Annotated in this window: 8 protein-coding genes; 3 read left to right on the forward strand and 5 right to left on the reverse strand. The window is 59.5% G+C overall.

Going from position 1 to position 10,186, the window contains the following annotated elements; all coding sequences use genetic code 11:
* Positions 1–6: 6 nt before the first annotated feature.
* The 5 genes from mnmE to rpmH form a co-directional block, all read right to left on the reverse strand.
* Positions 7–1,386 (reverse strand): tRNA uridine-5-carboxymethylaminomethyl(34) synthesis GTPase MnmE, encoded by a 1,380-nt coding sequence (gene mnmE, locus SKZ59_RS26960; protein ID WP_319993472.1) that lies wholly within the window; start codon positions 1,384–1,386, stop codon positions 7–9.
* Positions 1,387–1,571: 185 nt separating this feature from the next.
* A complete protein-coding gene (gene yidC / locus SKZ59_RS26965; protein WP_070301977.1) occupies positions 1,572–3,305 on the reverse strand; it encodes a membrane protein insertase YidC in 1,734 nt (577 codons plus the stop codon).
* 11 nt (positions 3,306–3,316) lie between these two features.
* Complete coding sequence (gene yidD, locus SKZ59_RS26970; protein WP_034754335.1) at positions 3,317–3,577, reverse strand: membrane protein insertion efficiency factor YidD; 261 nt, start codon at positions 3,575–3,577, stop codon at positions 3,317–3,319.
* The gene (gene rnpA, locus SKZ59_RS26975) at positions 3,574–4,011 is read right to left on the reverse strand and encodes a ribonuclease P protein component (RefSeq protein WP_099403828.1); all 438 of its coding nucleotides are present in this window, start codon (positions 4,009–4,011) and stop codon (positions 3,574–3,576) included. Before rnpA ends, yidD begins: the two co-directional genes overlap by 4 nt.
* Positions 4,012–4,034: 23 nt before the next feature.
* Complete coding sequence (rpmH, locus tag SKZ59_RS26980; RefSeq protein ID WP_010401996.1) at positions 4,035–4,169, reverse strand: 50S ribosomal protein L34; 135 nt, start codon at positions 4,167–4,169, stop codon at positions 4,035–4,037.
* 513 nt (positions 4,170–4,682) lie between these two features.
* Here rpmH and dnaA point away from each other — a divergent pair.
* The 3 genes from dnaA (at position 4,683) to gyrB (ending at position 9,986) form a co-directional block, all read left to right on the forward strand.
* Positions 4,683–6,077, forward strand: coding sequence for a chromosomal replication initiator protein DnaA (gene dnaA / locus SKZ59_RS26985; protein WP_034754339.1), 1,395 nt, complete (start codon positions 4,683–4,685; stop codon positions 6,075–6,077).
* 150 nt (positions 6,078–6,227) lie between these two features.
* The gene (gene dnaN / locus SKZ59_RS26990) at positions 6,228–7,334 is read left to right on the forward strand and encodes a DNA polymerase III subunit beta (protein ID WP_034754341.1); all 1,107 of its coding nucleotides are present in this window, start codon (positions 6,228–6,230) and stop codon (positions 7,332–7,334) included.
* 153 nt (positions 7,335–7,487) lie between these two features.
* Positions 7,488–9,986 carry a DNA topoisomerase (ATP-hydrolyzing) subunit B gene (gyrB, locus tag SKZ59_RS26995; protein WP_319993473.1) on the forward strand — a complete coding sequence of 833 codons (2,499 nt, stop codon included), beginning with the start codon at positions 7,488–7,490 and terminating at the stop codon, positions 9,984–9,986.
* The last annotated feature ends 200 nt before the right edge of the window (positions 9,987–10,186 follow it).

Below are 10,186 nucleotides of genomic sequence, written 5' to 3' on the forward strand. Positions count from 1 at the left end.
GCCTCCTTATTTGCCGATGCAGAAACGGCTGAAGATCACGCCCAGCAGATCGTCAGGCGAAAACTCGCCCGTGATGCTCGACAGCTGCACCTGCGCCAGGCGCAGCTCTTCGGCGAACAGGTCCAGCGACTGGTCGTCCTGCGCCGCATGCGCGGCCGCGATATCGAGATGCTTGCCGGCCGATTTCAGGGCGATCAGATGGCGTTCGCGCGCCAGGTACAGCGATTCGCCCGTCTGCTGCCAGCCGGCGATGCGCAGAAGCTCGGCGCGCAAGAGGTCGATGCCGATGTGCTCGTGCGCCGACAGATACACGTGGGTGGCATCCGGCATGCTGTCGACGCCGGGCTTGTGGCCAGAGAGATCGATCTTGTTCCACACGCGCACTACGGGCACGCCTTCGGGGAAGGCGGCGACGATGGTTTCATCGGCCAGTGTCGGGCCGTGGTCGGCATCGAGCAGGTGCAAGATCACGTCCGCCTTGCCGATTTCGCCCCAGGTGCGTTCGATGCCGATGCGCTCAACGGCGTCGACGGTGTCGCCGGCGCTGCGTATGCCGGCCGTGTCGATGATGTTGAGCGGAATGCCTTCGATCTGGATGGTTTCGCTGACCTTGTCGCGCGTGGTGCCAGCGATCGGCGTGACGATCGCCACGTCGGCGCCCGCCAATGCGTTCAACAGCGACGATTTGCCGACGTTCGGCTGGCCGGCCAGCACCACATTCAGGCCTTCGCGCAGCAGCGCGCCCTGCGCCGCTTGGGCAAACACTTTGTTCAACGCTTCGATGACGGCTTTCAATTGGCCGCGCGCATTCGATTTTTCCAGGAAATCGATTTCCTCTTCAGGGAAATCCAGGGTCGCTTCGACCAGCATGCGCAGCCCCGTCACCTGTTCCACCAGCGCGTGTATCGTGTTCGAGAACGCGCCCGACAGCGACTGCGAAGCGGACTTGGCCGCCGCTTCCGTGGAGGCGTCGATCAGGTCGGCCACGGCTTCCGCTTGCGCCAGGTCCAGCTTGTCATTGAGAAAAGCGCGGCGCGTGAATTCGCCCGGTTCGGCCAGGCGCAAGCCGCTGTCACGGCCCGCTTCGAGCACGCGCGCCAGCAACAGCTGCAGCACGATGGGGCCGCCATGGCCCTGCAATTCCAGCACGTCTTCGCCCGTGTACGAATGCGGACCCTTGAAGTGGATGGCGATGCCCTGGTCGATGATGCTGCCATCGGCTTCCGTGAATGGCAGGTAGGTGGCGTGGCGCGGTTTCAATTGCTGTGCGCCGAACAGGGCCGTCATCAAAGGAGCGAGGTTTTTGCCGGAGGCGCGTACCACGCCGATGCCGCCGCGACCGGGAGCGGTGGCAATGGCGGCGATAGGGGAAGAGTCGAGTTTCATGGAGATATTGTAATAGGTACGGCAAGGGAAGGTGCAGCAACGTAGGTCGGCTTAGCGCGCAGCGCGTAAGCCGACGCAGCACACGCTGGCGCTAGTGTCGGATTACGCGTGGCCTTGCCACGCCAATCCGGCCTACAAGAATTAAAAAGCCCGCACGAGGCGGGCTTTCTGTTCGCTGGCCGGAATTACTTGGCGGCAGGCGCGTATTTCTTGGTGATCACCCATTGCTGGCCGATCGACAGGACGTTGTTGACGACCCAGTAGAGTACCAAGCCCGACGGGAAGAAGAAGAACATCACCGAGAATGCCAGTGGCATGAACAGCATCATCTTCGCTTGCATCGGATCGGCAGGAGCCGGGTTCAGCTTGGTCGTGATGTACATCGAGATCGCGTACAGCACTGGCAGGATGCACCATGGGTCATGCTGGGCCAGGTCGGTAATCCAGCCGATCCATGGCGCGCCGCGGATTTCCACGGACGCGTTCAGCACCCAGTACAGGGCGATAAAGACGGGCATCTGGATCAGGATCGGCAGGCAGCCGCCCAGCGGATTGATCTTTTCCGTCTTGTACAGCTCCATCGTGGCCTGGTTCATCTTTTGCGGATCGCCTTTGTAGCGCTCGCGAATCGCTTGCATCTTCGGCGTGACCAGTTTCATCTTGGCCATGCTGCGGTAGCCGGCGGCCGACAGCGGGAAGAAGGCCAGCTTGATCAGGATCGTGAAGGCGATGATGGTCCAGCCCCAGTTGCCCAGCACGCTGTGGATCTGTTCCATGACCCAGAACATCGGCTTGGCGATGATGGTCAGCCAGCCGTAATCCTTGACCAGTTCCAGGCCAGGCGAGACCGGCTCGAGCAGGTGGGCGATTTGCGGACCCGAATACAGCTTGCTGTCCATGCTGGCCGAGGCGCCTGGCGCCAGGGTAGGCAGTGGCAGCACGTTGCCGATGGCGTACAAGTTGGTGCCGACCTTCTTCGTGAAGATGTCGCGCTTGGCGTTTTCAGGCGGAACGAAAGCCGAGACGAAGAAGTGTTGCGAAATCGCAAACCAGCCGCCATTCGCCGTGGCCGGATGCAGGCCCTTCATGGCGTTGTCGTTGCCCTTCTTCTCGTCTTCCACTGCCGCTTTTTCGATTTTCTCGAACGTCAGCTTCTGGTACTTGTCTTGCGGCGTATACAGGGTCGGACCCGTGAAACTGCTGTTGAAGAAGGAGTCGCCGACCGGCTTGTTGCCGTCATGCGTCAGTTGCAGATACAGCTGCGGCGTCACGGGCGCTGCGCCCACGTTGGCCACGTCGTGGCGCACGTCGATGACGTAGTCGCCGCGCTTGAAGGTAAACGTCTTGGTCAGCTTGACGCCGCCTTCGACCGCTTCCATCACCAGTTGCACTTGCTTGCCGTCGCCGAGGGTGCGCACGCCAGGCTGTACGGTGAAACCGCTCGCGTGGGTGGGGAATGGACCGCCGACCAGGCCCGACTGCGCCAGATAGGTGCGGTTCGCGCCTTCGTCGAACAGCACTTCGTTTTGCTTGCCATCGTCAGGCTGGCACCATTTGAACAGGCCGAAGCAGCCGCCGAACCAGCCCGGATTGCCCGCGCCCTTGAACTTCAGCAATTCCAGACGCTTGACCTGGCCGCCCAGGGTGTCGATGTCGACCTTGATGACGTCGGTGGTGATGGTAATCACTTCGCGCTTGAACGCGGCGGGATCGGTCGCTTCGCCAGGCACGGCGGCTGCGCCGGCAGCCGCGGCAGCCAGGGCGTCCGTCTTGGCCGGGGTGACAGGCGCCTTGGCGGTTTGTTCCGTGTTCGCGGAGAACATCGACGGCTTGCCGTTCGAGATCATCCATTCGTTCCAGAGAATTACCAGCGAGACGGAAAACACGATCCACAGGATGGTACGTTTATTGATATCCATTAGGGTATTTGTCAGGAGTGGTTGCAACCGCAAGCGGTCGTTGAAGATTGTTTACCGTCGGCCGGCGGCACCGGGTCGACGCCCCCTTCATTCCAGGGGTGGCAACGGCACAGGCGCTTGGCAGCCAGCAGGCTGCCCTTGGCCGTACCGTGCACGCGCAGCGCTTCCATCGCGTAATGCGAACAGCTCGGATAGAAACGGCAATTCTGTCCCAGCATGGGGCTGATCAGCAACTGATAAGCGCGCAGCAGGAACAGCAGCAGGGTTTTCATGGCGCGGATGGTGGTGGCGCAGCAACAGAACGGGCCTGGGCGGCGATTTGCGCCGCGAACAGGCGGCTCAATTCTTCACGCAGCTCGGCTTTGAGCTTGGTCGTGGTGGCCGGGCCATCCTTGCTGTTGACGGCGCGCGACAAACGCACCACGCAGTCGACCGGCGGCATCGCGCTGTTGCGAAACAGCTCGCGCGTGACGCGCTTGATCGTGTTGCGGGTCGCCGCGCGCGGCGCGAAACGCTTCGCCACAACGACGCCCAGCCGCGCATGCGGCAATTGATTGTGTCGGGTGTACAGCACAAAATGCGCTGTTTTTTGCGAAGGGCGCAAACGAAAAACGGATGAAAATTCATCCGTTTTAACGATACGCCGAACGCGCGCGAAGTCGTGTGAACCTTCGCGTTGATTGCCGACTGGAGTACAGCTAGCCACGCGATCAGCTGTCAACGACAAGCCTAGACGGCCAGACGTTTGCGGCCCTTTGCGCGACGTGCGTTGAGCACATCACGGCCACCACGGGTAGCCATACGAGCGCGGAAGCCGTGCGTACGCTTGCGGCGAACGACGGAAGGTTGGTAAGTACGTTTCATGTTGGTCTCGCTAAAAACAAAAAAAATGCAAAATCGGGTCTGACGTCCCGTCAGTTTTTGGTGCCAATGACAATCGCGCACTTATGCCAAGGCACAAGCTGGCCAATCTCATCGCCCGCTTAATCCACGCTTAGTCCATATTGTCGTTCCAAATGAATAAACACGGAATACGGGCGGGGAACCCTGAATTATTCAGCATATGCCCCCCTCTTGTCAAGGATTGCCGTGATCGCCTGGAAATTTGCGCGCCGGCCCCCATCTGCTTGCAAGGCCCCGCCACAGGCCGCGCCAGCACTGCTTGTGACGGGATAACCGGGGGATAAGTCGCCTCTTATGCACATGGCGCCCCACCCCGCCACAGAAAAATAAGCGTCGTGCCTGTGGATAACTTTGTCAGTCGGGAGTAGAATAGCGCGTTACGTGTGGCGAGCCCTCGCGCGACGCCGGCCTTGCAACACGGTGAACGCAGGGCAGAATCGATACGCCCTCCCACACCTTTTCACATAGACATACATGGATAATTTCTGGCAGGCCTGTTCCGCGCAGTTGGAACTGGAGCTGACACCGCAACAATTCAGTGCGTGGATCAAACCGCTTATCCCTCTCGATTACGAAGAGGGCAAGCTGCGCATTGCTGCGCCCAATCGCTTCAAGCTCGATTGGGTCAAGACCCAGTTCGCCAGCCGCATCACTGCCCTGGCCATTCAGTACTTCGAAGCGCCGACGGAAGTGCAGTTCGTGCTCGACCCGCGCCTGGCCTTGCCGAAGAAGCCCGTTGCCGCCAGCACCCCGGCCAGCGATCCGAATGGCGGCGCGCCCAGCGCGCGCGCCGCGGAGCCGCAGCCCAGCGTGCCGGAACTGAGCATCGGCGCCGCGCCGCGCCGCGAGCAGAGCCGCATCAACACCGACCTGACCTTCGACAGCTTTGTGACCGGTAAGGCCAACCAGCTGGCGCGCGCCGCCGCCATCCAGGTAGCGAACAATCCGGGTGTGTCCTATAACCCGCTGTTCTTCTACGGCGGCGTCGGCCTCGGTAAAACCCACTTGATCCACGCGATCGGCAACCAGGTGATGGCCGACAATCCGGGCGCAAAAATTCGCTACATCCACGCGGAACAGTACGTTCGCGACGTAGTGACCGCTTACCAGCGCAAGGGTTTCGACGATTTCAAGCACTACTATCACTCGCTCGACATGCTGCTGATCGATGATATCCAGTTCTTTGGCGGCAAGAGCCGCACGCAGGAAGAGTTTTTCTATGCGTTCGAGGCATTAATTGCAGCGAAGAAACAGATCATCATCACCTCGGATACGTATCCGAAGGAAATCACGGGCATGGACGACCGCCTGATCTCGCGCTTCGACTCGGGCCTGACGGTGGCCATCGAACCACCGGAACTGGAAATGCGCGTAGCGATTCTGTTGAAAAAAGCCAAGCAGGAAGGCGTGACCTTCTCCGACGACGTGGCCTTCTTTGTCGCCAAGCACTTGCGCTCGAACGTGCGCGAGCTGGAAGGCGCGCTGCGCAAGATCCTCGCGTACTCGCGTTTCCATGGCAAAGACATCACCATCGATATCGTCAAGGAAGCCCTGAAGGACTTGCTGTCGGTGCAGAACCGCCAGATTTCCGTGGAAAACATCCAGAAAACCGTGGCTGACTTCTTCAATATCAAGGTTGCCGACATGTATTCGAAGCGCCGCCCCGCGAATATCGCCCGGCCGCGCCAGATCGCCATGTACCTGGCCAAGGAATTGACACAGAAGAGCCTGCCGGAGATCGGCGAACTGTTCGGCGGCCGCGACCACACCACGGTGCTGCATGCCGTGCGCAAGATCGCGCTGGACCGCACCAAGAATCCGGAATGCAACCATGAATTGCATGTGCTGGAGCAAACATTAAAAGGCTAAGCGCCGCTTGAGCAAGACTGGCTCAAAACGTGCTTTACCCTTATCATCTGGGAGGGCACCGCAGCCGGTCTGTCGGGGCTCCCTATGGTAACAATTGTTAAATTAATACGTTAAACGTCGTACTGTTCAACCTATACATTGAGGATAAATATGCAATTGGTCAAAACCACCCGAGATACCCTTCTCCGGCCACTGCAGATCGTGAGCGGTATTGTCGAGCGTCGGCACACTATGCCGATTCTGGCCAATATCCTCATCCGCAAAGACGGTGAAAATGTCTCCTTCCTGTCGACCGACACCGAAGTGCAGATCACCACGCACGCGGAAATCGGCTCCGGCGCGGACGTCACCGGCACCACCGTGGCCGCGCGCAAGCTGCTGGACATCCTGCGCGCCCTGCCCGAATCGGGCGACGTCACGATGACCCTGCTGAACAAGCGCCTGACCGTGCAAACGGGCAAGTCGCGTTTCGCCCTGCAAACCCTGGCGGCTGAAGAGTTCCCAACCGTGCAACAGGCGGAAAGCTACAACGCCTCCGTCACCCTGCCCCAGAAAACGCTGAAGCACCTGTTCAACATGGTGCATTTCTCGATGGCGCAGCAAGACATCCGCTACTACCTGAACGGCTTGCTGCTGGTTCTGGATGGCAATAATGTCATCGCCGTGGCCACCGACGGCCACCGCCTGGCGTTTTGCCAGGTCGCCACCGAGCAGACGTTTGCGCGCCAGGAAGTGATTATTCCGCGCAAGACCATCATCGAACTGCAGCGTCTGCTGGAAGAGAACGATGAGCCGGTGCAATTGGATATCGCCGCCAACCAGGTGAAACTGACCTTTGCCGACATCGAGCTGATCTCGAAGCTGGTGGAAGGCAAGTTCCCCGACTACACGCGCGTGATTCCAAAAGGCTACAAAAACGACTTCACCATCGGCCGCGATGAATTGCTGCGCTCGCTGCAACGTGCCGCCATCATGACCAGCGACAAGTTCAAGGGCGTGCGCTGCATCATCACCCCGGGCAGCATGAAGATCAGCTCGACCAATGCGGACCAGGAAGAAGCCGTCGAAGAGCTGGAAATCGACTACGGCGGCGACTCCGTCGACATCGGCTTCAACGTGACGTATCTGCTGGACGTGCTGAACAACCTGAAATGCGAATACGTCAACATCGCGCTCGGTGATTCGAACTCGTCCGCCCTGATCTCCATCCCCGACAATGCCGACTTCAAGTATGTCGTCATGCCGATGCGCATCTAAAGACCACAGCAGTGACGTAGGTCGGATTAGCGCAGCGTAATCCGACCTGCTGAATCGCCGTCTGTCGGGTTACGCCGTTCCGGCTAACCCGACCTACGGTCATCAGCCAGCAGCCCCGAATCAATCAGCAATCGTTATTTGAGAAAGCAGTCCATGTCCGAGAATCCACAAGACACCCCGATCCAGGCCAAAACGGAAGAATACGGCGCCTCCTCCATCCAGATCCTGGAAGGCCTGGAAGCCGTACGCAAACGCCCGGGCATGTACATTGGCGACACCTCGGACGGCACCGGCTTGCACCATCTGGTATTCGAAGTGCTGGACAACTCCATCGATGAATCGCTGGCCGGCCACTGCACGGAAATCCACGTCACCATCCACAGCGACAATTCGATCTCGATCACCGACAATGGCCGCGGCGTGCCGACCGGCCTGAAAATGGACGACAAGCACGATCCGAAGCGTTCGGCGGCGGAAATCGTCATGACCGAATTGCACGCGGGCGGCAAGTTCGACCAGAACTCGTACAAAGTCTCGGGCGGTTTGCACGGCGTGGGCGTGTCCTGCGTGAATGGCCTGTCGAAACTGCTGAAACTGACCATCCGCCGCGATGGCAAAGTGCATCACATGGAATTCGTGCGCGGCGTGCCGCAAGACCGCCAGATCGTCATGGTCGGCGACATCGCCACCTCCCCGATCCGTGTCATCGGCGAAACGGACAAGCGCGGCACCGACGTGCATTTCTGGGCCGACGAAGAGATTTTCACGCACGTGGAATTCCACTACGAAATCCTGGCCAAGCGCATCCGCGAATTGTCCTTCCTGAACAATGGCGTCAACATCAAGTTGTCCGACCAGCGCACAGGCAAGGAAGAAGTGTTCGCCTTCGAAGGCGGCACCCGCGGCTTCGTCGAATACATCAACAAGGCCAAGTCGGTCTTGCACCCGACCATTTTCCAGGCCACGGGCGAGCGCATGTCGGACCAGAACACGAACATCTCGGTCGACGTGTCGATGCAGTGGAACGATGCCTACAATGAACAGGTGCTGTGCTTCACGAATAACATCCCGCAACGCGACGGCGGCACCCATTTGACGGGCCTGCGCGCGGCGATGACGCGCGTGATCAACAAATACATCGATGAACACGAGTTCGCCAAAAAGGCGAAAGTGGAAATCAACGGCGACGACATGCGTGAAGGCTTGACCTGCGTGCTGTCGGTCAAAGTGCCGGAGCCGAAATTCTCGTCGCAGACGAAAGACAAGCTGGTATCGAGCGAAGTGCGCGGCCCGGTCGAAGAGATCGTCGCCAAGACCCTGGCCGACTACCTGCAAGAGAAACCGAACGACGCCAAGATCATTTGCGGCAAGATCGTCGAAGCGGCGCGCGCGCGCGAAGCGGCACGCAAGGCCCGCGATTTGACCCGCCGCAAAGGCATCATGGACGGCCTGGGGCTGTCGGCCAAGCTGGCCGACTGCCAGGAAAAAGACCCCGCCCTGTGCGAACTGTACATCGTCGAGGGTGACTCGGCAGGTGGCTCGGCAAAACAAGGGCGCGACCGCAAGTTCCAGGCGATTCTGCCGCTGCGCGGTAAAGTGCTGAACGTGGAAAAAGCCCGTTTCGAAAAAATGCTGTCGTCGGAGCAGATCACCACACTGATCGCCACGCTCGGCACCTCGATCGGACCGGACGAATTCAACGTCGAGAAACTGCGCTACCACCGCATCATCATCATGACCGATGCGGACGTCGACGGCGCCCACATCCGCACCCTGCTGCTGACCCTGTTCTACCGCCAGATGCCGCAACTGGTCGAGCGCGGCCACATCTATATCGCGCAACCGCCGCTGTACAAGGTGAAGGCCGGCCGCGACGAGCGCTATCTGAAAGATGACGCGGAAGAAGCGAGCTACATGATGACCGTGGCGCTGAACACGGCCGTGCTGGTGCCGCGCGAAGGCGCGGAAGGCATTTCCGGCGAGACCCTGACGGAACTGGTGCGCAAGTTCAACCTGTCGAACACCATCATGACCCGTCTGACGCGCGTCATCGACCGCGCCGCCCTGACAGCCATCATGACGGGCGTGCAGCTGGACCTGTCGACCCTGGACTTGGCGGAAACCTCCGCCCTGGCCCTGCAGACGGCCATCAACGACAGCGCCGTGCGCGTGCACGTCCGTTCCGACGATTTATCGGAAAAACACAAGCTGCACATCGAGCGCATGTACCACGGCAACGTCAAAGTCACGGCCATCGACGCCGACTTCGTGCAAGGTCCGGACTACGCCGTGCTGAGCAGCGGCGCCGCCACCTTCGAAGGCCTGATCGGCGAAGGCGCGTTTGTCCGCCGCGGCGAAGGCGAGCGCATGAAGGAAATCGCCGTGGTCGACTTCCACCAGGCCATGCAATGGCTGCGCGACGAAGCCGAACGCACGGTTTCGAAACAGCGCTACAAAGGTCTGGGCGAAATGAACCCGGATCAATTGTGGGAAACGACGATGGACCCGACCGTCCGCCGCCTGTTGAAAGTGCAGATCGAAGACGCGATTGCTGCGGATCAGATCTTCACCACGCTGATGGGCGATGACGTGGAACCGCGCCGCGCGTTCATTGAAAATAATGCGTTGCGTGCGGGAAATATCGATGTATAAGCATGTTGTAGTTTAGGATTCCATGTACATGAAATAAATCTCATTATTTAAAGTATCGGCGGCCACGCAAAATGGCCGCCGTTTTTGTATCCAAACCCGAAAATTTCGAGATAAACTCTCAAATAATTTCTGGGGCTGGCCAAATATACATTGGACATCGCCAAGATTAAATCATCACTCTGCATTATTTTATGTTTACT

The sequence above is a fragment of the Janthinobacterium sp. GMG2 genome, from assembly GCF_033949445.1.
Classification (GTDB): Bacteria; Pseudomonadota; Gammaproteobacteria; order Burkholderiales; family Burkholderiaceae_D; genus Janthinobacterium; species Janthinobacterium aestuarii.